This is a genomic window from Desulfobacteraceae bacterium (assembly GCA_022340425.1).
Taxonomy (GTDB): domain Bacteria; phylum Desulfobacterota; class Desulfobacteria; order Desulfobacterales; family JAABRJ01; genus JAABRJ01.
This window is the reverse complement of record JAJDNY010000074.1, coordinates 1-20,842: the sequence shown is the minus strand read 5'-3', so window position 1 is coordinate 20,842 and position 20,842 is coordinate 1. Positions and strand designations below refer to the sequence as shown.

General features: G+C 66.1%; 17 protein-coding genes and 1 pseudogene. 10 read left to right on the top strand and 8 right to left on the bottom strand.

Features of this window, described 5'->3' with window-relative positions; genetic code table 11:
- Nucleotides 1-42: 42 nt before the first annotated feature.
- From LJE63_06960 to LJE63_06950, 3 genes are read right to left on the bottom strand one after another with little or no spacing between them, the layout of a single operon-like run.
- Entirely contained in the window at nt 43-192 is a 150-nt protein-coding gene (locus LJE63_06960) for a hypothetical protein (protein MCG6906349.1), read from the bottom strand.
- Between the two features lie 31 nt (nt 193-223).
- Nucleotides 224-2,068, bottom strand: coding sequence for an AarF/ABC1/UbiB kinase family protein (locus LJE63_06955; GenBank protein ID MCG6906348.1), 1,845 nt, complete (start codon nt 2,066-2,068; stop codon nt 224-226).
- Between the two features lie 10 nt (nt 2,069-2,078).
- Nucleotides 2,079-3,236 carry an acyl-CoA dehydrogenase family protein gene (locus LJE63_06950; protein MCG6906347.1) on the bottom strand — a complete coding sequence of 386 codons (1,158 nt, stop codon included), beginning with the start codon at nt 3,234-3,236 and terminating at the stop codon, nt 2,079-2,081.
- Between the two features lie 254 nt (nt 3,237-3,490).
- Here LJE63_06950 and LJE63_06945 point away from each other — a divergent pair, with 254 nt between their 5' ends.
- The 10 genes and pseudogenes from LJE63_06945 to aceA all read left to right on the top strand — a co-directional run bounded on the left by LJE63_06945 (nt 3,491) and on the right by aceA (nt 13,808).
- Nucleotides 3,491-4,243 (top strand): AAA family ATPase, encoded by a 753-nt coding sequence (locus tag LJE63_06945; GenBank protein MCG6906346.1) that lies wholly within the window; start codon nt 3,491-3,493, stop codon nt 4,241-4,243.
- A 40-nt stretch (nt 4,244-4,283) separates the two neighbouring features.
- Nucleotides 4,284-5,237: a histone deacetylase gene (locus LJE63_06940; protein MCG6906345.1), complete on the top strand. Its 954-nt coding sequence runs from the start codon at nt 4,284-4,286 to the stop codon at nt 5,235-5,237.
- A 176-nt stretch (nt 5,238-5,413) separates the two neighbouring features.
- Nucleotides 5,414-6,088, top strand: a complete 675-nt coding sequence (locus LJE63_06935; GenBank protein MCG6906344.1) for a CBS and ACT domain-containing protein — start codon at nt 5,414-5,416, stop codon at nt 6,086-6,088.
- Between the two features lie 38 nt (nt 6,089-6,126).
- On the top strand, nt 6,127-6,933 hold the full coding sequence (locus LJE63_06930) for a 50S ribosomal protein L11 methyltransferase (protein ID MCG6906343.1): 807 nt from the start codon (nt 6,127-6,129) through the stop codon (nt 6,931-6,933).
- 46 nt (nt 6,934-6,979) lie between these two features.
- The gene (locus tag LJE63_06925; GenBank protein ID MCG6906342.1) at nt 6,980-7,819 is read left to right on the top strand and encodes an MBL fold metallo-hydrolase; all 840 of its coding nucleotides are present in this window, start codon (nt 6,980-6,982) and stop codon (nt 7,817-7,819) included.
- A gap of 18 nt (nt 7,820-7,837) precedes the next feature.
- Nucleotides 7,838-8,578: an NAD-dependent deacylase gene (locus LJE63_06920; GenBank protein MCG6906341.1), complete on the top strand. Its 741-nt coding sequence runs from the start codon at nt 7,838-7,840 to the stop codon at nt 8,576-8,578.
- 47 nt (nt 8,579-8,625) lie between these two features.
- On the top strand, nt 8,626-10,203 hold the full coding sequence (locus LJE63_06915; protein MCG6906340.1) for an ASKHA domain-containing protein: 1,578 nt from the start codon (nt 8,626-8,628) through the stop codon (nt 10,201-10,203).
- 43 nt (nt 10,204-10,246) lie between these two features.
- Nucleotides 10,247-10,618: pseudogene (locus LJE63_06910) on the top strand (GxxExxY protein).
- 191 nt (nt 10,619-10,809) lie between these two features.
- Nucleotides 10,810-12,402: a malate synthase A gene (aceB, locus tag LJE63_06905; GenBank protein MCG6906339.1), complete on the top strand. Its 1,593-nt coding sequence runs from the start codon at nt 10,810-10,812 to the stop codon at nt 12,400-12,402.
- A gap of 68 nt (nt 12,403-12,470) precedes the next feature.
- Complete coding sequence (gene aceA, locus LJE63_06900) at nt 12,471-13,808, top strand: isocitrate lyase (GenBank protein MCG6906338.1); 1,338 nt, start codon at nt 12,471-12,473, stop codon at nt 13,806-13,808.
- Nucleotides 13,809-14,009: 201 nt separating this feature from the next.
- Here aceA and LJE63_06895 read toward each other — a convergent pair whose 3' ends face one another.
- The 5 genes from LJE63_06895 to LJE63_06875 form a co-directional block, all read right to left on the bottom strand.
- A complete protein-coding gene (locus tag LJE63_06895; GenBank protein ID MCG6906337.1) occupies nt 14,010-15,782 on the bottom strand; it encodes a DUF6178 family protein in 1,773 nt (590 codons plus the stop codon).
- Nucleotides 15,783-15,838: 56 nt separating this feature from the next.
- Nucleotides 15,839-16,735 carry a fumarylacetoacetate hydrolase family protein gene (locus LJE63_06890; protein ID MCG6906336.1) on the bottom strand — a complete coding sequence of 299 codons (897 nt, stop codon included), beginning with the start codon at nt 16,733-16,735 and terminating at the stop codon, nt 15,839-15,841.
- Between the two features lie 115 nt (nt 16,736-16,850).
- Nucleotides 16,851-18,731: an anaerobic carbon-monoxide dehydrogenase catalytic subunit gene (gene cooS / locus LJE63_06885; GenBank protein ID MCG6906335.1), complete on the bottom strand. Its 1,881-nt coding sequence runs from the start codon at nt 18,729-18,731 to the stop codon at nt 16,851-16,853.
- Between the two features lie 16 nt (nt 18,732-18,747).
- Nucleotides 18,748-19,347, bottom strand: a complete 600-nt coding sequence (locus LJE63_06880; protein ID MCG6906334.1) for a 4Fe-4S dicluster domain-containing protein — start codon at nt 19,345-19,347, stop codon at nt 18,748-18,750.
- A 48-nt stretch (nt 19,348-19,395) separates the two neighbouring features.
- Nucleotides 19,396-20,634 carry an FAD-dependent oxidoreductase gene (locus LJE63_06875; GenBank protein ID MCG6906333.1) on the bottom strand — a complete coding sequence of 413 codons (1,239 nt, stop codon included), beginning with the start codon at nt 20,632-20,634 and terminating at the stop codon, nt 19,396-19,398.
- Nucleotides 20,635-20,842 lie beyond the last annotated feature (208 nt).

The following is a 20,842-nucleotide window of genomic DNA, read 5'->3' as shown; positions in this document are numbered from 1 at the left end:
CAACCTCCGCTGCGGGCTTCTGCGGCCGTGCGGCCGGCGGGGTCAAGCGCCGGGAGGGCGCCGGCCGCCCAGCGCCAGGATGGCCCGAAAGGGCAGCTCCACCAGGAATTCGAAGATGAAGCCCACCAGAAAGAGCGCCACCATGAGCATCGGCCGGCACCCGTGCATCAGGCGGGTCAGGGACATTTTCACACCAGACTCCCGTGCCTTTTTTGCGGAACCGTCAGAGGCTTCCCTTGCGCAAGATGGCTATCAAGAGCCAGATACCCATCAGGGCACCGGCGGAAAAAAGCAGAATTCCGATCAGCGAAATGCCGTAGACCAGCGGCGGGGTCTCGGAGATGACGATCAGGGCCGAGCCGATCAGCAGCGCCGCGATGATGATCGCAAAGGCCAGCCGGTTGCTGGTCTGATCCTGGGTGGCGCGCATGCCCTGGTAGCCGACGATGTCGACCTGAAGGGCGATCTTGCGCTGTTTGAGCAGCCGCGTCACCTCCAGCAGGTCGCGCGGGAACTGGCGGGCAAAATGCAGCAGCTCGGCCCCCAGCTGCAGGCCCTCCTGGGTGATGCGCTGGGGAGAGAAGCGCGCCAGTTTGACCTTTTCCAGAAACGGGGCGCTCTTGGCGATCATGTCGAAATCCGGGTCCAGGCGGGCCGCCACGCTCTCCACCGTGCTGAAAGCCTTCATCATCAGGAAGATGTTCGGCGGGATCCGCAGACGGTAGACCGACACCATTTCCAGCAACTGCTGGACGATGCGGCCGATTTTGACCTCCTTGAGGGGGCGGTAGAGGTTGCGGCCCATGAAATCGGCCACCTCCCGCTCCAGTTCACGCGTATCGGGCTCGTCGCGCCACTCGGTGAGCCGCAGCATGGCCTGGGTGGCGAGGATTTCGTTGCGGTGGACGACCGCGTCGATCAGGTCGACGAAAAGCTCCCGCGTGGCGCGGTCGACGCTGCCCACCATGCCGAAGTCCAGCAGACAGATCACGTTTCCGGCCAGCACCTGGATGTTGCCGGGGTGCGGGTCGGCGTGAAAAAAGCCAAAATCGAAGACCTGGCGCAGAAAAAGATCCGCGCCGCGGTCGGTGATCACCTTGGGGTCCAGCCCGGCGGCCTTGAGCTGCGCGACCTCCGAGACCTTGATGCCCGAGACGTACTCCATCGTCAGGACGCGCTCGGTGGTGGTGTCGCGGTAGACCGCCGGGATGTAAACCCTGGGGTCGTCCAGAAACTGCAGGGCGATGCGCTCCATGTGGGTCGCCTCCAGGGTGTAGTCCAGCTCCCTTTCGATGGTGCGGGCGAACTCCTCGACGATCTTGACGGGCCGGTGGAGGGCGAGCTCCTCGATGTGGCGCTCCATCAGGGTGGCCATGTGCAGCATGATCTCCAGGTCCACCTCGATGACCTTGCGGATCCCCGGCCGTTGGATCTTGACGGCCACCTCGTCCCCGTCATGGCGCCGGGCGCGATGGACCTGGCCGATGGAGGCCGAGGCCAGCGGCTGGGGGTCGAAGCGGGTGAAGACCTCGGCGGTGGGGCGTTTGAGTTCGCCCTCGAGGATCGCGCGAATGGCTTCGAAGCTGCAGGGCGGCACCTCGTCCAGGAGCTTGGCCAGCTCCTCGGTGAACTCGACCGGCACCAGATCCGGCCGGGTGGAGAGCGTCTGGCCGAGCTTGACGTAGGTCGGCCCCAGCTCCTCGAGCGCCATCCGGACCCGCTCGGCGCGGGTCAGCTTGTCGTCGCGCGGGCGCTGCCGGCGAGAGATCAACTGCAGCCCGATCTCGATGTACTGATCGATTTTGAGGGACTCGACCAGGTCGCCGAAGCCGTATTTGAAGAGGATCGACAGGATCTGGCGGTAGCGGCTGAGGTGGCGGTAGGTCCGGCCGATGACGCCGATTTTGCGGATGCTCAGCATAGTCGCATGGGTACCCGGGGCCAGCGGCTGCAGGGCGGGTCCGCCGCAGCCGGTATTGCCGCGGGGGATCGGTTCGGGCGGGGTTGGCCGGATCGGGCCGGTCGGCACCGCGCCGCAGGGGGTGGCGCGGTGCCGGCTGGCGCCCACTTGGGAGGATTTATTTGAGTTTGCCCACCAGCGCGCTGGCGATGGTGTTTTTCTGGATTTCCTTGGTGCCTTCGTAGAGTTCGCAGATCTTGGCGTCCCGGTAGAAGCGCTCCACCTCGTACTCCAGCATGTAGCCGTAGCCGCCCATGAGCTGGATGGCCTCGTCGGCGACCTCCACCGCGGTGCGGCCGGCCACCATCTTGGCCATGGAGGTCAGCTTGGGGTCGATCCGGCCCTGATCGAAATTCCAGGCCGCCTTGTAGGTCAGCAGGCGCGCCATTTCAATCTTGGTGGCCATGTCGGCCAGTTTGTGCTGGGTGATCTGGAACTTGGCGATCTTGCGACCGAACTGCTCGCGGGATTTGACATAATCCAGCGCCCGGTCGAAGGCCCCCTGGGCGGTCCCGAGCCCCTGGGCGGCGATCAAAATCCGGCTTTCGTCGAAAAACTCCAGCACCTGATAGAACCCTCGGTTCTCCTCGCCGATGAGGTTTTCCGCCGGCACCCGGACGTCTTTGAAGGTCACCTCGGCGGTGTGCATCATCCGGATGCCCATCTTGACCCCCACGCTGGCGGTGGAAACCCCGGGGCGGTCGGCCTCCACCAGGATCAGGCTCATGCCCCGGTGGCTGGGCTGGGCGTCGGGGTTGGTCTGGCACAGGACCGAGTAGAAGCCGGCCAGCGGCCCGCCGTTGGTGATGAATATCTTACTGCCGTTGATCACCCACTCGTTCCCGTCGCGCACGGCGCTGGTGTCCATGAAGGTGATGTCGGAGCCGTGGTCGGGCTCAGTGAAGGCGCCGCAGGAGAGCACTTCTCCCTCTGCCACCTTGGGCAGCCAGGTCTTCTTCTGGGATTCACTGCCGAAGTGCAGAACGATTTCCGAGGCGAAATCGGCCAGCATCAGGCAGGCGCCCACCGAGGAGTCGCCCCGGCAGAGCTCCTCGGCGACGAGGATGTTCTCCATCACGCCCATCCCCTGGCCGGAATACTCCTCGGGGAAATGGATCCCGATGAATCCCAGCTCGGCGGCCTTTTTCCACATTTTCACCGGGTACTCGTGTTTTTCCTCCAACTCCAGGATGGCGTCTTTCTTGAACTCGCCTTTGACAAAATCCCGCACCGCTTTCTGGATCTGCTGTTGCTCCTTGGTTAGTTCAAACTCCATGGGAATCCCCCTTGCGTCTGGATTGATAAGGATCGGGCTGAACGGGCATGAACCGGATGGACCGCGGCGGGCCGCGGGCCTCCCCAAACTGACGGTTACCATAGACCCCCGCTGATTGCAAGGAGATTGCTCCGGCCGCCGCCGCCCCAAGCCGGCTGCGGCCCCAAATCTCCCTTGACGGATACAACCGTTTGCCCTAACTTAGCTTTTTACTCTCTCCCCAACGCGACCCACTTGAAAGGAACGATGACGTTATGGCCTTTACAATAGCCCTGGCCGGAAAAGGCGGCACGGGAAAGACGACGCTTGCCGGCATCCTAATCAAATATATGGTGCAGCATGGAAAAACCCCGGTCCTGGCGGTGGATGCGGACTGCAACGCGAACCTCAACGAGGTGCTCGGCGTCGCGGTCGCCGACACCCTCGGCGACGCCCGCGAGGACATGAAAAAAGGCAAGGTGCCCGATGGGATGACCAAAGACATCTTCATCTCCATGCGCATGGAGGAAGCCATCGTCGAGCGCGACGGGTACGACCTGATCGTCATGGGGCAGCCGGAGGGCGCTGGCTGTTACTGCGCCGCCAACTCCTTGCTGACCAATTTTCTCGAACGGCTGACGGACAATTACCCCTTTATCGTAATGGACAACGAGGCCGGCATGGAGCATATCAGCCGGCTGACTACCAAGAACGTCGATGTCCTGCTGATCGTCTCGGACACCTCGCGTCGCGGCCTGCAGGCCGCCCTGCGGATCGACAAGCTGGCGCGGGACCTCAACATCGGGGTGGGCAAGAGCTACCTGGTGCTCAACCAGGCCAAAGCGGCACCCTCCCAGGCCGTTTTGGACATCATCGCCGCCGCCCAGGGCCCCGAGCTGCTGGGAACCATCCCCGAGGACGAAACCATCTACGAATATGACTTAAACGGCCGGCCGACCATCGAGATGCCCCAAGACAGCCCCTCGGTGCGGGCGGCTTTTGACCTCTTTGCAAGGTTTCTCCCGTGAAAGCAGGAGCGCCGGTGCAGGGGAAAGAGCGGTGTGAGCTATGCGCAAAACGGGTCTGCTGTTTGATCAACGCTACATGCTTCACGAAACCGGGCTCTATCACCCCGAGACGGCCGAACGGCTGGTGGCGGTCTTTCGGGGTCTCAAGGATAATGATCTGCTCGGCAAGCTGCTGCTGATCAAGGCCAGCCCGGCCGAGCGCCGCTGGATCGAGATGGTCCACGACCCCGCCTTTATCGACAGCTTCAACGATGCCTGCGTTGCCGGGCGCAAAGAGTTTCAGCATCCCGACAACCAGATGTGCTGTGACAGCTTCGATACCGCGCTGCTGGCCGTGGGCGGGGTCCTGGACACGGCCGCATTTCTCATGCGCGGCGAGATCGACAACGCCTTCTGCGCCGTGCGACCCCCCGGCCACCACGCGGAACGCGCCAAGAGCATGGGGTTTTGCTATTTCAACAACATCGCCATCACCGCCCGCTACCTGCAGCACGAATGGGGGGTCCAGCGGGTGGGCATCGTCGATTTTGACGTGCACCACGGCAACGGCACCCAGCACATCTTCGAAGACGATCCGACTGTTTTCTATTATTCCATTCACCAGCACCCCTCGTTCACCTTTCCCGGCACCGGCCGCGAGTTCGAGCAGGGCTCCGGGGAAGGCTTCGGCTTCACCAAGAACACCCCGGTCCTGCCCGGTCAGGGGGATGCGGAGTACAAGCAACTGATCACCCGGGATCTGCTGCCGGCCTTCGACAAATTCGCCCCCCAGGTGATTCTGACCTCCAGCGGCTTCGACGCCCACGTCGACGATGAGATGGCCGATATGCGGGTGTCCACCGAGGGGTTTACCTGGATCATGCAGACCATCGTGGGGCTGGCCGAACGCCACTGCGGCGGAAAGTTGATTTCCATCCTTGAGGGAGGATACAACCTCAAGCGCCTGCCGGAACTGATCGCCGGGCATGTCCGGGTCCTGCTGGGCATCGACTGACCGCCCCCGGGGGTCGAATTCCCCCAAGGGGCTTGACCTTGCGCCCGTCTGCCGCGCGTCATCCACCGGTGCCCGTCGCCACCCGCGCGGACCAACGGCCTTTGTGGGCGACCCGGGGTCCGCGGCAGCCGCCCGGCGGCGTTGACCCTTGCCCCCACACCAGACTGGAGGAAACCATGTTTGTCAGCAAATCAATGACCGGCAAAGTCCTCACCACCACCCCCCAGGCGCTTATTCTCGACGCCCAGAAGATGATGGCCGACAAGCAGATCCGTCATCTGCCGGTGGTGGAAGAGAACGACCGCCTGGTGGGGATCATCACCGACCGCGACATCCGCAGCGCCCTGCCGATGGCGTTCATCCAGCAGGCCCTGCCGCCCGAGGAGCGCGCGCGGCTGGGCGCGCTCACCGTCGGGGAGATCATGAGCCGCAAACTGATCACCGTTTCCCCCACCGACACTATCCAGGACGCCCTCCTGCTGGTCCAGCAGCACAAAGTGGGGGCGCTGCCGGTGGTGGATAGAAACCATCGCCTCCGGGGCATCATATCGGTACGCGACCTGCTGCGGGCCTTTATCAACGTGCTGGGCATCGGGGAGCCCGGCACCCTGGTGGGCATTCTGGTGGAGGAGAAGATCGGGCAGCTCAAGCGCATCGTGGACGCCATCACCGAGGAGAACATCTCCATCGGCAGCGTGCTCGTGGCCCGCTACTGGGAGGAGGACAAGCGTGCGGTCTTCCCCTATCTGTTGACCAACAACGTCGCCAAGATCAAAAGAAAGCTGGCCTCCATGGGCTTTACCCTTATGGATCCCATGGATTGGTGCATCGATCGGCAGCCCCCGAAATGACCCCTGGGGCATCCTCTCCTCCGGCGGCAGGCGCCGCGATGCCTTATGACGAGCTGTTCATCTATTACCTCAAGGGGTGCCTGCGGCCCGAAAACGAGGTCTTCAGCGACGCCTATATCGGCAACTGGGAAGAGGACGGCTTCTCGTTTCTCTTCTTTTCCCGGCCGTCCGCCGATGCCGTCGCCCGCCTGCTGCGGCGCCAGCCCGGGCTGGCGCTGATCGACAGCTACCAGATGGCCTATGCCGACTGGCAGGGCGCGCACGACCTGGCTTTGCAGACCGAGCGCTTGCAGGTTCATCCCCCCTGGCAGACGCCGCCTGCCGGCGGCCGCCGGGGGATCGTGCTCGACCCCGGGGTGGTCTTCGGAACCGGAACGCACCCTACCACCCGGGACTGTCTGTACGCCCTGGAAATGCTGTATTCCCGGGAGGCGCCCGCGGACGTCCAGGACCTGGGCACCGGTACCGGTCTCCTGGCACTGGCTGCCGCCCGCCTGGGCGCCCGGCGGACCCTGGCTGTGGACCTCAACCCCCTCTGCGCCCGGACGGCGGCCGCCAACGTGCGCCGCAACAGCCTGCAAAACCGCGTCCTGGTGGTGCGCGGGCGCGCCGAGGCATTCGTCGAGCAGCCGGCCGACCTGGTGATCGCCAACATCCATTTCGACGTGATGCGGCTGTTGCTGCGCTCCCAAGGCTTTTACCGCAAACGCTGGTTCGTGTTGTCGGGGCTGCTGCCAAGCGAGGCCCGCTGGGTGCTGACCCAGCTGACCGCCAAACCTGTGGAGATTATCGAAGAGTGGCATCAGGAGGGGGTCTGGTCGACCTTTTGCGGCCGGACCCTCTGAGAGCCGGTGTTCAGCCCTCACCGATGTGGCACCATTAGGGGACACCATGCGCATCACCTGCTGGGGATCCCGGGGATCGATTCCCGTTTCGGGCCCCGATTTCAACCGTTACGGCGGCGACACCACCTGCCTCGAGATCCGCAGCGCAGACGACGACATCCTGATCGTCGATGCCGGCACGGGGATCCGCGCATTGGGCAACATGCTTTTCAGCCAAAACCGTCGGCGCTTCAATTTTCTCTTCACCCATGCGCACTGGGATCACCTCATCGGGTTTCCCTTTTTCAAACCGCTCTACTGCGAAAATGCGGAGCTGTTGATTTTCAAGTGCCCGTTTCCCAACCGCTACGTCACCAAGATGATCTCCAGCGTCATGGCGCCGCCCCATTTCCCCCTGCGCTTTTCCGATCTGAAGGCCCAGATCACTTACCTGGACGCCTGTCCGGGGCGATTTGACGCCGGTTCGCTGGCGATCACCCCGATCGCCCTCAACCACCCCAATTCCGGTTTTGGCTACAAGTTCTGCGAAAACGGCAAATCGTTTGTCTTTCTGACCGACAATGAACTCAAGGTTAAGCACCCCAAGGGGTTGCCTTACAGCGCCTATCTGGATTTCGTGCGGGGTGCCGATCTGCTCCTGCACGATGCCGAGTACACGCCGGCCGAGCATCTGCAGAAAATGGAGTGGGGCCATTCGGCCTACACCGATGCGCTGGAACTGGCGCTGCAGGCCGGCGTGCGGCGCTTCGGGTTGTTTCACCACAATCAGGAGCGCACCGATGCGCAAATCGATGCAATCGTCGCCGACTGCCGGCAGCGGATCGCCGCCGCCGGGAAACCGCTGGAGTGTTTCGCCGTCGCCGTCGGGATGGGCTTTGACGTCTGAGCTGAAACGAGGTGGGCTATGCAGGAGTTGATTCAGCGCGCGGTTGCCGACCTGAAGAGCGCGCGGCGGGTGGCCGCGTTGACCGGCGCCGGCGTTTCGGTGGAAAGCGGGATCCCCCCCTTTCGGGGTCCGGGAGGGGTCTGGGAGAAGATCGACCCCATGGAGTACGCCACCATCGAGGCCTTCATGGCCGACCCGGCCAAGGTCTGGGAGGTGCTGCTGCGCGAGATGAAGCGCGTCATCGATGCGGCCCTGCCCAACGACGCCCACCGCGCGCTGGTGCGGCTGGAGGAGATGGGGCTGGTGCGGACGGTCATCACCCAGAACGTCGACGGCCTGCACCAGAAAGCCGGCAGCCGCGATGTGGTCGAATTCCACGGCAGCTTCGCCCGCCACCGCTGTCTGGCCTGCGGCGAACGCAAAACCACCGCCGAGATCTGCCTGGACCGGATGCCGCCGCGCTGTTTCTGCGGGGGCATTTTCCGGCCGGAATGCGTTTTCTTCGGCGAGGACATCCCCGCCGAGATGCTCTGGCGCTCGCGTCAAAGCGCCCGGGAGTGCGACGTCATGCTGGTGCTCGGGACTTCGGCCAGCGTGCACCCGGCGGCCTACGTACCGGTCTTCGCCAAGGAGGCCGGTGCCACCGTAATCGAGATCAACGCCGAGCCCACACCGCTTACCGGCCGCATCAGTGATTACACCATTCTGGGGGCCGCCGGCGAGATCATGAACCGCATCCTGGCGCAGCTGGCCGCCTGAGCAGGCCGCCGCTGCAACCGGAAGCCACCACCCGAAAGACCACCGCCATGAGCGCTGCCGTCGATACCCCCGAATCGAGCCCCCCCCGGCGCTGGGTCCAGGAGGTGACCCTGGCGCCCCCCAGCCTCAAGGACAACACCGCCGATGCCGACCGCCTGGCGGCTGTACTGAAAGCGCGGTTGGGGGTTTCGCGCCTGGATATCGGCCTGCCCCTGTTGCGGACGCTTCCCGAGCGGCTGCGGCGCTGGGGCTATCGGGCGCGCTGCCTGCTCTTTCAGGACGGCCCCGTCGGGCAGCTGGTGGCGGTCACGGCGCCGGAGGACCCCGCACCCCTGGCAGGACTGGCGGTGGACTTGGGCACCACCCGGGTGGTGCTGCGCCTGGTGGACCTCGAGACCGGGGCGACGCTGGCCGAGCGCGCTTTCGACAACCCCCAGATCGCCATTGGGCCGGACGTCCTGGTGCGCATCCAGCAGGCCGAAAGCGACAGCGGCCGGGAATCCCTGCGGAGCCTGATCGTCGACGGCCTGAACGCCGAAATCGGCGAGCTGGCGCGCGCCGGCGGCCTTGAGGCCGAGGACGTCTACCTGGCGGCGGTGGCCGGCAACACCGCCATGACCCATCTCTTCATGGGGCTGCCGGCGCGCTGGGTCATCCGCGAGCCCTACACCCCGGCGGTCAACCGGCCCGGGGTGCTACCGGCCGCCGCGCTGGGGCTGAGGCTCAACCCCGCCGGCCGGGTCCTGGTGTTTCCCAACATCGGCAGCTACTTCGGGGGGGACCTGATCGCCGGGATTCTCTTCGCCGGGCTGCACCGCCGGGAGGAGACCGCCATCCTGGTGGATGTCGGCACCAACGCCGAAGTGGTCGTGGGCAACCGCCACTGGCTGATGGGCTGCGCTGGGGCCGCCGGGCCGGCCCTGGAAGGGGGGGTGAGCGCCATCGGGATGATGGCCGGCCCCGGGGTGATCGACCGGGTGCGCATCGACCCGGCCAGCGGCGCGTTCGAGATTCACACCATCGATGACCTGCCGCCGCGGGGGATCTGCGGCTCCGGGGTCATCGATCTCGCCGCCCAGCTCTTTCTGGCCGGCCTGATCGACATTCGCGGCAAGTTGCGCCCCGAGGTCTGCGGCGAGCGCTGCCGCGAGCTGGACGGCCTCAACCACCTGGTGCTGGTGCCGGCCGCGGCGTCGGAGAGCGGCCGGGACCTGACCATCAGCCAGGCCGATCTCGATAGCCTGGTGCGCTCCAAGGCGGCCATGTACACCATCCTGCGGACCCTCACCGCCACGGTCGGGCTGTGTTTCGAGGAGCTCGACGCCATTTACGTCGCCGGCACCTTCGGGGCGTTCATCGACCCCCGCTCGGCGATCACCATCGGGATGATGCCCGACCTGCCGCTGGGCGCCTATCGCAGCCTGGGCAACAGCTCCCTGGGCGGGGCCACCCTGGCGCTTTGCGACGCCGGCCGGATCGGGGAGATCGACGCCATCCGGGATGCCGTCACCTATCTGGAGCTCAACGTCAATCAGGAGTTCATGAACCGCTTCAGTGCGGCCAAATTCCTGCCGCACACCGACCCCGCTCGCTTTCCGACGGTAAAACCCTGGCCCTGCGGCTGATGAGTCGATGATTTTACCACGAAGAGCACGAAGGACACGAAGAATGGAATTCGACGAGCTGTCGAGCCGGGTGATTGGCTGTGCGATCGAGGTTCACCGAGAGCTCGGACCGGGCCTGCTTGAGTCCACGTATGAACAGTGGCTGGCACACGAACTCAAGCTGAACGGCATCGAGTTCAAACCCGAGCATCCCCAGCCTGTGCAGTGCAAGGGCATGCGGCTGGACTGCGGCTACCGTGTTGACGTGCTGGTGGAAGGTGCCCTGATCATCGAGTTGAAGAGCGTTGAGGAAGTCAAGGGCATCCACGAGGCGTAGCTGCTGACATATATGAAGCTGGCCGGGGTCAAGACCGGATTGCTGATCAACTTCAACGTCACCCGGCTGAAGAATGGCATTAAGCGCTTTGTCCTCTGATCCCTTCGTGCTCTTCGTGTCCTTCGTGGTGAACACAATCTTCAAAACGGCATGCAGGCAGACGGTCAATACTTTGCACCGCTGATGCCGGGCTTTCGCGGCCGGCTCCGGACCGGCTTGGGGCCGCCGCCTGCTTCGAACCCCCCAGACGGGCGCCGGCGCCTTGCGGCGGCCATCGAAAGGAACCCCCCATGATCCAACCCGCTTCCAAGATCGAGATCACAGCTCCGCCGGCCCCGGGCTTCGACACCATCCTGACCCCCGCCGCGCTGGACTTCGTCAGCACCCTGCAGACCGAGTTCGACCGCCGCCGGCTGGAGTTGCTGGCGCGGCGGGTTGTCCGCCAGGCCGAAATCGACGCCGGGCGCCTGCCCGATTTTCTTCCGGAAACCCGCCATGTCCGCACCGGGGACTGGCGCATCGCTCCGCTGCCGGCGGATTTGCAGGACCGCCGGGTGGAAATCACCGGCCCGGTGGACCGCAAAATGGTGATCAACGCACTGAACTCCGGTGCGCGCACCTACATGGCCGATTTCGAGGACTCCCACGCGCCCACCTGGGTCAACACCATCGAGGGGCAGATCAACCTGCGCGACGCGGTGCGCCGCGAGATCGCCTACACCAGCCCGGAGGGCAAAGACTATCGCCTCGCTGCGCAGCCCGCCACCCTGATCGTCCGGCCGCGGGGCTGGCACCTGGTGGAAAAACACGTGCTGGTGGACGGCCGGCCGGTATCGGGCAGCCTGTTTGACTTCGCCCTCTTCTTTTTCCACAACGCGCGACGGCTGATGGCGGACGGCAGCGGCCCTTATTTCTACCTGCCCAAATTGGAAAGCCACCTGGAGGCCCGGCTGTGGAACGAGGTGTTCGTGCGCGCCCAGGCCCTGCTGGGGATCCCCCAGGGCACCATCAAGGCCACGGTCCTGATCGAGACCCTGCCGGCGGCCTTCGAGGTCGACGAAATCCTCTACGAGCTGCGCGAGCATATCGCCGGCCTCAACTGCGGCCGCTGGGACTATATCTTCAGCTTCATCAAGCGCTTCAAAAACGTGCCGGGCTATCTCTTCCCCGACCGCGCCCAGATCACCATGACGCGCCATTGCATGCGCAGCTACTCCCTGCTGGTGATCAAAACCTGCCACCGCCGGGGCGCGCATGCCATCGGCGGCATGGCCGCCCAGATCCCGATCAAGAACGACCCCGCAGCCAACACCGCCGCCCTGGCCAAGGTGCGCGAGGACAAGCGCCGCGAGGCCGGCGATGGGCACGACGGCACCTGGGTGGCCCATCCCGGGCTGGTGGGTCTGGCCCTGGAGGAGTTCAACCGCCTCATGCCGGCGGCCAACCAGGTGGCCCGCCAGCGCGAAGACGTGGCGGTGACCGCCGCGGATCTGCTCAAACTGCCCGGCGGCACGATCACCGAGGCCGGCCTGCGGACCAACGTCAGCGTGGGCGTGCAGTACATGGCCCACTGGCTCAGCGGCAGCGGCTGCGTGCCGCTCTACAACCTGATGGAGGATGCGGCCACAGCCGAGATATCGCGCACCCAGCTGTGGCAGTGGGTCCACCACCCCGATGGGGTGCTCAGCGACGGCCGCAAGATCGATCTGGCGCTTTTCCGTGCGGTTCTCGGCGAGGAGCTGGCGCGCATCCGGGAGGCCGTCGGGGGGGGCGCATTCGACGCCGGCCACTACCAAACGGCAGCGCGCCTCTTCGACGAGATCATCGCCAACGACAGTCTGGAGGAGTTTCTCACCCTGCGCGCCTACGAATACCTGCCCTAGCACCCGCCGGCGGCAGCTGCCGCCGGTCGTGCATGGGCTACCAGCCAAGATACGGAAAGGATTTCGCCATGCGGACGATTGAAGAACGCGCCATCGAACTGAGCAAACGGATCGAAAGCCACGCGGTGGACCCCGAGCGCATCGCCCATCTGCAGACCCTCTGGGGGCAGGATCGCCGCTGGCAGGGCATTGTGCGGCCCTACACTCCCGAGGAGATGCTCAAGCTACGGGGGACGCTCAAGGTGGAATACACCTTCGCCCAGGCCGGCGCCGAGCGGCTCTGGCACCTGCTGCAGACCGAGGACTATGTCGCCGCGCTGGGGGCCCTGACGGGCAACCAGGCGGTGCAGCAGGTGGAGGCGGGGCTCAAGGCGATTTATCTCAGCGGCTGGCAGGTGGCGGCCGACGCCAACCTGGCCGGGGAAATGTACCCCGACCAGAGTCTCTACCCCTCCAACAGCGTTCCCGCCGTGGTTCAACGGATCAACAACGCCCTGCGCCGCGCCGACCAGATTGCGGTGCTGGAGTGCTGCAAGATCGGGCCCTACTGGTTTGCGCCGATCGTGGCCGATGCCGAGGCCGGTTTCGGCGGGCCGCTGAACGCCTTCGAGCTGATGAAGGCCATGATCGCGGCCGGGGCGGCCGGCGTGCACTTCGAAGACCAGCTGGCGTCGGCCAAAAAATGCGGCCACATGGGTGGCAAGGTGCTGGTGCCCACCCGCGAGTTTATCGTCAAACTGGTCGCCGCGCGCCTGGCGGCGGATATCTGCGGGGTGCCGACCATTCTGATCGCGCGCACCGACGCCGAGGCCGCACGCCTCTTGACCAGCGACATCGACGAGCGCGACCAGCCGTTTATCACCGGTGGCGAGCGCACCTCCGAGGGGTTTTTCCCCATCAGCGGCGGTCTGGCGGCGGCCATCGCCCGCGGTCGGGCTTACGCGCCCTATGCCGACATGGTCTGGTGCGAAACCGCGACCCCCGATCTGGAGCAGGCCGCCAAGTTCGCCGAGGGCATTCACGAAGCCTTTCCGGGAAAACTCCTGGCCTACAACTGCTCCCCTTCCTTCAACTGGCAGGCCAAGTTGGACGACGCCGCCATTGCCCGCTTTCAGCGCGAGCTGGGCGCCATGGGCTACAAGTTCCAGTTCGTGACCCTGGCCGGCTTCCATTCCCTCAACCTAGGGATGTTCGAACTGGCCCGCGGCTACCGGGAGGAGGGGATGCTGGCCTACTCGCGCTTTCAACAGCAGGAATTCGCCCGTGAGAAGGAGGGCGGCTACATGGCCACCACCCATCAGAAGTTCGTCGGGACCGGCTATTTCGATCAAGTGATGAACTGCATCACCGAGGGCAAGACCTCGGTGGGGGCCTTGTCGGGCTCAACCGAGGAGGCGCAGTTCTGACGGTTCCGCAAAAAGGCCAATTTCTGCGTTGCGTCGCATCTCGAAGTCGCTGCGGCGTACCATAAGTACGCCTCACGCCGCTGAGATTTGCGCGCCGTAACTTGGCGCTTTTTTCGAAACCGTCTAGATCTTGACTTTTTACTGGTTCATCAATTTTGAAGACGGCGTAAAACCCCCGCGGTGGGGTCTTCTCGCGAGCCATCAAGACGGCGGTTTAGCGCCGGCCAGCAGGAAGAGCCCAATGAAGCGCGGGTCGAGGTCCGACGGCGCCACCGGGCCCAGCTCCGCTTCGATTTCGCTGAAAAGCGCCTCCAGGCGGCTTCCCAGGCGGGTCGAGATCTCGTCCGGGCGCAGCCCGCTGCCCGCCGCCAGCCAGTCCAGAAAGGCCGTCCGGCGCTCGGTTGGGATGCGCCGGGGACCGGGGGCCGCAGTCGGCGCGCGGGGGGTGAAGAGGCCCTCGCAGAATTGCCTGAAATCGGCCAGCGCCAACGGCGGGAACTTCTCCGCGGCCGGCAGGCCCAGGCAGCTGCAGGCCCAGAGGGTCAGCAGCAGGTTCTTGTAGGTCAGAAAGCGCCGCTCGCCCCGCGGCAGCGGCGGGTTCAAAAGCGAGAGCAGCTGGTCCAGCCAAATCAGGTCGTCCAACTCGCGCCGGGTTTCGTGGATCTCGCCCATGGCGGCGAAATCCCGGTATAAATGCCCCCTGCGGTAGCCCTCGAAGTAAAGGGGGCGTTTGAGCAGCAGCCCGCCCACGAGCCCCAGCCCCTCCTCGCCCCAGAACCCCAGGGGCAGCCCGCGCTCTCCGAACCAGCTCTCCCGCTGCCAGCGCTGCGTCCGGCGCTTGAGCGCCGCCGCCTGCCCGTAGCCCACCCGGAAAAGGGGTTCCAGGAAATGGCGCTGCAGCAGATCGGCTGCTCCGGCGGCGGCCGCGTGATCCTCCCGGGCTAAGGGGCCCAGCAGTTGCTCAAGCCCGATGCTGAGGTAGCCGCAGGCCTTGCGGACCACCGCCCGCAGCTCCTCGCGCTGCCGCACGGGGCTCTGATCGGCGGCGATCAGGCGGTTGCAGAGGGCCGCAAACTCTTGCTGCAGGCGGTCGTGCTCGGCCTCGGCGCTGACCCGGCCCAGGGCGCGCTCGAATAGACTCTCGGTCCCTAGAAGCCCTGCGCTGGACAGGGGCACCGGAAGTGGCGAATCCTGTCGCGCGTTTCTGCCGGCCGTTCGGCGGGCGAAGCGTTGCAGGTCCTCCGGCGCCAGCGGCTGGTAGATCGCCACGGCTTCCTCCAGGGGCAGAAAGCCGCTTTCGGCCAGGCGCACGTTGCGCAGGCGGTAGGCTTCGTCCTCGACTTCGGCGGCGATGATGCCGGCCGCTTCCAGCAGCAGGCCGTTTAATACGGTGAGGTCGCGGTCCGCCAGGAGCGCCAGCAGACGGGTGATGACGGCCTCGCGCTCCGCTTGCGGGGCCGCTGGCGCCTCCACATCGGCCGGCGGCTTGCGAAAGCGGAAGTAGAAGACGTCGTCGAAGGTCTCGAAGCCCTCGCCCAGATCCGAGGGGTCCTGGTCGTGTTCCCGCACCCGCAACTCGATGTTGCGGAACAGGTAGAGTTTGACCTCCTCGGTTTTATCAGCCAGCACCCAGTCCACCACCCGCTTGGGGTCGGCCTGCAACAGGAGCCCCAGCCAGCGGGTGAGGGGCGCGTCACCCCAGCGGTCGCCGCGCCAGGTTTCCCGGTCCAGCAAAAACTCCCACTGCCGGCCGGTGGCCATCCTGAGCAGCGGCAGGGCGTCTTCGGGGCCGATCTCCTGCACCAAAAAATAGAAGTCCTGCTCCGGGAGCGAATGGACCAGGGGCAGGGCCTCCGGGCTATCGATGATCGCGGCGAGCGCCTTTTCGGGCGGCAGCGCCAGGATCTCCCGCCGCCGGCGGCGCAGGGCGCGCAGCTTGCCTTTGATAACGGAGGGGGCGTGGGGGGCGGCCATGTTCACCTCGTGGGGGGTTGGGCATCGTCGGCGGCCTCGGCTGCAAAGTCGGCCCGTCACGTGCCGGGGTGCGGCGCCGCTTTGAGGTCTCGCACCGGGTTGGCCAGCGCCGGGAACCCCGTGATGCGGGCTTCCACCAGATCACCGTCGCGGATCATGGCCGCGCCCGGGGTCCCGGTGGAGAGGATGTCCCCGGGCAGGAGCGTCATGACGCGGGAGTGGAAGGCCACCAGAAAATCCGGTGCAAAGGTCATGTTGGCCACCGCGTTGGCGGCGTGCACCCCCCCGTTTACCACCGTGGCGACCTCCAGGCGGCTGACGTCCGGGACCTCATCGGGGGTCAGGACCACCGGCCCGAAGCTGAAAAAGGTGTCGAAACTCTTGGCCAGGGTCAGGTAACGGGGGTTTTGGCGCAGGATGTCCTCGGCCGTCATGTCGATCACCGGGGTGAAGCCGGCCACCACCTTCAGCCAGTCGCCGGGCGCCACGTGGCGGCACCGGCGGCCGATGATCACCCCGAGTTCGGCTTCGGCCGTGGTGCGTTCGGAGAGGGTGGGGATCTCGATTGCATCGCCGGGGCCGATCAGGGCCGTGTCGGGCTTCATGAAGCTGGCCGGGATGCCCTGGGGCGCGCTTTCGGAAAGGTCGGCGGCATGCGCGCGGTAGTTGAGGCCGATGCCCCAGATCTTGCGGGGGTGGTGGTAAGGGGGCCGCCAGCGCACCGCCGCGGTCGGAACGATTTCCGCTTCGGGCAGGACCTCCAGGGTATTTTGCCCGGTGCCGGTGTACCAGGCCTGCAGCCCTTCCAGGGCTTCCGTTGCCAGCAGATGGAACAGGTCGGTGGGCCAGTGGGCGCTGCAGCGGCGGTTGACGGCCGCGATCGGGATGAGCCCGCGGGGCGTCAGGATGCAGGCCTCTTCGCGGTCGTCGAAGGCGGCGGTGGCGAGTTTCATAAAATTCTCCTCGGGTTTTCGACCCCCCGAAACGGGCGGCTTGCCGGCGCTTGTGGCGCAAACCCCCCGGTGAGGGCAGCCCAAACTGCCCCTCGGGGGGGTGCGTGTTTGCGGGTTAGACCTGAACCGCCGCCAGTCCCAGCTTGGCCCGGCGGTCTTCGATGTGCCGCCGGATCAGGAGGGCGGCCTTTTCGGGGTCGGGTTCCACGGCGAAGGTGGCCCCCAGGAGATCTTCCAGCCCTTCGGTCAGCAGATTGACCACGTTCATGCTGCCCGTGATGGGCGGCATGGGGCCGAGGACCGTGGTGACCCCCGAGGCCACGAAGTAGGCGCCGATGGAGACCGCCTTTTCCGAGTACCACTCCGGCGCCGCACCGGCGATGGGCAAATCGCTGATGTCGGTCCCCAGGGCGTCGGCCAGGGCCGCGGCCAGCACCAGGATGCGCACGTTGTCGACGCAGCTGCCCATGTGCAGCACCGGGGGGATGCCCAGCGCCCCGCAGACCTCCTTCAGACCGGGTCCCGCCAGGCGGGCCGCCTCGGCCACCTTGAAGCCCGCCTTGGCGTTGGCGATGGCGGCGCAGCCGGTGTCCACCACCAGGATGTCGTTTTCGATCAGACGGCGGGTGAGGGTCACATGTCCGTAGTCGTGGCGGATCTTGGGGTTGTTGCAGCCCACCACGCCCACCGCCCCGCGGATCTGGCCGCTTTTCAGGGCCGCGATCAGCGGCTCGGGCGAGCCGCCGAGGGCCTCGATGATGGTTTCCACCGAAAAACCGCCCAGGGACGGGGCCGGCGCCACCGGGATATAAACCTCGCCCCGGCGGCTGAAGTTCTCGATGGCCTCGGCAACCAGGGTCCGGGCCAGCTCCCGGGCGTTGTCCGGGTGGAATTCGCGGTGGGTCATGCCCGGGAAGCGCGCCTTGTCGCTGGTGCTGATCATCCGGGTGTGGTAGCAGGCGGCGACCGCCCCCAGGGAGGGCATGATGCACTGGTAGTCCACCAGCATCATCTCCACCGCGCCGGTGGCGATCACCAGCTCGGTCATCAGGTGGTTGCCGGCCATGGGAATGCCGTGGCGCATGAGCAGTTCGTTGCCCGTGCAGCACAGCCCGGCCAGGTTGATCCCCTGGGCGCCGCGGGCCAGCGCCAGCTCCGTGAGTTCCGGCGACTGGCAGGCCTGCAGAAGCATTTCGGATACCACCGGGTTGTGGCCATGAACCACGATGTTGACCTGGTCGGCCTTCAGGACCCCTATGTTGACGCTGTTGGGGGTCACCCGGGGGGTACCGAAGAGGATGTCCGAGACCTCGGTGGCGATCATCGAGCCGCCCCAGCCGTCGGAGAGGGCGTTGCGCAGGCCGTGCAGCAGCAGGCTCTGCCAGCCGTTGTCGACCCCCATGTGGGTGCGGTGCATCATCTCCGAGGTTTCGCGGTCGATTCCCCGGGGGGTGATGCCCAGCTGGGCCCAGCGCTCGCGGCGTTTGCGGGGCGCCCGATTGATCAGGGTAAGGGCCTTGCGGCGGGTGCCGTAGTCCTCTTGCATGGCGCGGGCCAGGTCGGCGGCGATTTCGGCAACCGCCCGGTCCCCGGTGGCGACGCCGTACTCGGCGGCCACCCGCCGCAGCTTGGGATCATCGCTGACGGTGTAGCCCGGCGCCCGCCCCTCGGCCACGGAGGCCAGCACCTCCACCAGGTCGCGGCCGTGGTCCGAGTGCGCCGCCGCCCCGGCCGCGATCATGCGGCCGAGGTTGCGCGCCACGATGATGTCGGCATCCGCGCCGCAGACCCCCTGCTGGGGGCCTTCCCCGAAGGGGTCCACCCGGCAGGGCCCCATGTTGCAGACCCGGCAGCTCAGCCCCATCTCGCAGAAGCCGCACTGGGGCTGCTGGGCGTTGAAACGCTCCCAGACCGTCGCCACCTGGTCCTTTTCCATTTTTTTGAGCATCAGGCGACCATCTTCAGTGATGGTATTTTCTCCAAAGGGGTGTTTCATCTCGGCCTCCATGGGTTCATGGGTTTTTAAGGGCCAGTTGGGCCTTGCGCTGGGCATTGAGCAGGGCAAATCCGGGGGCCGGCTGAACCTCCTCGGCGGTGCGCGAAACGCTGCGGGCCACCGCGTCGGTCTGGCGCTTGAGCGCCGCGTCGGCCTCTTCAAAGGTCAGCGCGCCGGTTTTACAGACCTCGACGCAGGCCGGAATCCCTCCCTGGCGAAGCCGCGCCAGGCAATTGTCGCACTTGACGGCCACGGTTTTGCCCAGCGGCGCGTGGTGCTCCGGGTGGTAGCGGATCACCCCGAAGGGGCATGCCATGGCGCAGGAGGCGCAGTTGATGCAGCGCTCGGGGTCGATCAGGACCGTGCCGCTGGCGCGGTCGCGCGAGATCGCGCCGGGCAGGCAGGCCAGCTGGCAGGGGGCCGGGTCGCAGTGGCGGCAGCGGTTGGGGAAGCCCTCGCCGTAGAGGCCGGCCCCCACGTGGACCCTCGGCCGGGGCGGGGGACTTTCGCGCACGGCCGCAAAAAGGGTCCCGCTTTGGGAGTGGGCCGTTGCGCAGGCCAGCATGCACTGCATGCAGCCGACGCAGCGTTCGGGGTGAACGACGACGCGTTTCATGGAACCTCCTTTCGGTTGCGGGTTGCGGCCCGTGGGCCGCGGCCGGCGTCAGACCGTCGCCGGCAGCAGCTGGCGGAAATTGAAGGTCGGCGCCATGAGGGCCTCACGGCGAATCCGGATGGGGATCTCCCCCTGGATCAGGGACAGCAGCACCCCGCCCTGTTCGATGGCGTTGACTAGCACCATGCCCACCAGGCGATCGTAGCGGAAAACGAGCTTGCGGTAGCGCCGCCGGCCGGGGTTGTGGTGCTGCAGCACCGTGTAGCGCGCATCCGGCGGCGGGTTGACCAGCCCGCCGCTCATCACGTCCAGGTCAAAGATGCGGATCACGTTGCGGCCCAGGCTGCCCCTGTAGGGTGTGGGGCGGCCGGCCATGTTCATCCCGGCAAGACGCCCCTGGGTCACCGCTTCGGGCCAGATGGCATTCACCCAGCGGGTTTTGCGGGCGATGTCGTGGGCCTCGGCGGCATCCCCGGCGGCGAAGATCCCCGCCGCGCTGGTTTCCAGGTACTGGTCCACCACCACCCCGAGGTCCACCGCAATGGCCTCCCGGGGGACGAAATCCAGCGCCGGCAAGACGCCCTTGCCGATCACCACCAGGTCGCAGGGCACCGTGCTGCCGTCGGAGAGATGTGCGCTCCTCACCGTCGTCTGGCCCTCGAAGGCCGTCACCTCGGCCTGGACCCGCACCGTGAGGCCCTGTTCTTGGAGCGAAGCCAGGATCATCGCGCCGGCCTGGGGGTCCACCTGCATGGAAAGGGGGTGGCCCGAGCGGATCAGCAGGGTGACCGCCAGGCCGCGCCGCAGGAGGGCGTAGGCCGCCTTGAAGCCCACCAGCCCGCCGCCCAGGACGAGAGCCCGGCGGCAGGCCGGCAGCGCCCGCAGCATGGCCCGGACCTGGGCCGCGGTGCGCATGAAAAAGAGATTTTCCAGGTGCAGCCCGCGGGCCTTGATGGGGCGGGGATCGGCCCCGCTGGCGATCAGCAGGCGGTCGAAGGCGAAGCGGCGCCCGGCGTCGGTGGTGACGGTGCGGGCGGCCACGTCGATGGCGCGCACGCGCTTGCCGATGACCGCGTCGATTTTGAGGGCGTCGTAAAAATCGGGGCCGCGGATGGGCAGCTGTGCGGCGGCGGCCGAGCCCTCCAGCAGCATGCTGATCATCGGTCGGCAGTAGGGGGCGTCCTCTTCGGCGGCGATCAGGGTGATGACCCCGTGGGGGTCCAGGCGGCGGATGCTTTCGGCGGCGTGGGTGCCGGCCACGCCGTTGCCGATGATGACGTACTGCATCGGGGCCTCCTTTGGCCGGGGCGGGCGGGAGTGGAACTTTGACAGTTTCGTAGAAAACCCAATTTCCGCGTTGCACTGCATCTCGAGGTCGCTGCGGCGTACATAAGTACGCCGCAATCCTCGAGATTTGCGCGCCTTGAACTTGGGCTTTCTACGAAACTGTCTGATTTTTACTTTGTACCGGTCCACCAACTTTAAGGGGCCCGGC

Excerpts from the sequence above, each read along its gene's own strand:
- LJE63_06920 (MCG6906341.1), top strand. The coding sequence starts at position 7,838 with ATGCAGGAGTTGATTCAGCGCGCGGTTGCCGACCTGAAGAGCGCGCGG.
- LJE63_06950 (MCG6906347.1), bottom strand. The coding sequence starts at position 3,236 with ATGGAGTTTGAACTAACCAAGGAGCAACAGCAGATCCAGAAAGCGGTG.
- LJE63_06895 (MCG6906337.1), bottom strand. The coding sequence starts at position 15,782 with ATGGCCGCCCCCCACGCCCCCTCCGTTATCAAAGGCAAGCTGCGCGCC.
- LJE63_06945 (MCG6906346.1), top strand. The coding sequence starts at position 3,491 with ATGGCCTTTACAATAGCCCTGGCCGGAAAAGGCGGCACGGGAAAGACG.
- LJE63_06890 (MCG6906336.1), bottom strand. The coding sequence starts at position 16,735 with ATGAAACTCGCCACCGCCGCCTTCGACGACCGCGAAGAGGCCTGCATC.
- cooS (MCG6906335.1), bottom strand. The coding sequence starts at position 18,731 with ATGAAACACCCCTTTGGAGAAAATACCATCACTGAAGATGGTCGCCTG.
- LJE63_06940 (MCG6906345.1), top strand. The coding sequence starts at position 4,284 with ATGCGCAAAACGGGTCTGCTGTTTGATCAACGCTACATGCTTCACGAA.
- LJE63_06925 (MCG6906342.1), top strand. The coding sequence starts at position 6,980 with ATGCGCATCACCTGCTGGGGATCCCGGGGATCGATTCCCGTTTCGGGC.
- aceA (MCG6906338.1), top strand. The coding sequence starts at position 12,471 with ATGCGGACGATTGAAGAACGCGCCATCGAACTGAGCAAACGGATCGAA.
- LJE63_06935 (MCG6906344.1), top strand. The coding sequence starts at position 5,414 with ATGTTTGTCAGCAAATCAATGACCGGCAAAGTCCTCACCACCACCCCC.
- LJE63_06880 (MCG6906334.1), bottom strand. The coding sequence starts at position 19,347 with ATGAAACGCGTCGTCGTTCACCCCGAACGCTGCGTCGGCTGCATGCAG.
- LJE63_06930 (MCG6906343.1), top strand. The coding sequence starts at position 6,127 with ATGCCTTATGACGAGCTGTTCATCTATTACCTCAAGGGGTGCCTGCGG.
- aceB (MCG6906339.1), top strand. The coding sequence starts at position 10,810 with ATGATCCAACCCGCTTCCAAGATCGAGATCACAGCTCCGCCGGCCCCG.
- LJE63_06915 (MCG6906340.1), top strand. The coding sequence starts at position 8,626 with ATGAGCGCTGCCGTCGATACCCCCGAATCGAGCCCCCCCCGGCGCTGG.
- LJE63_06875 (MCG6906333.1), bottom strand. The coding sequence starts at position 20,634 with ATGCAGTACGTCATCATCGGCAACGGCGTGGCCGGCACCCACGCCGCC.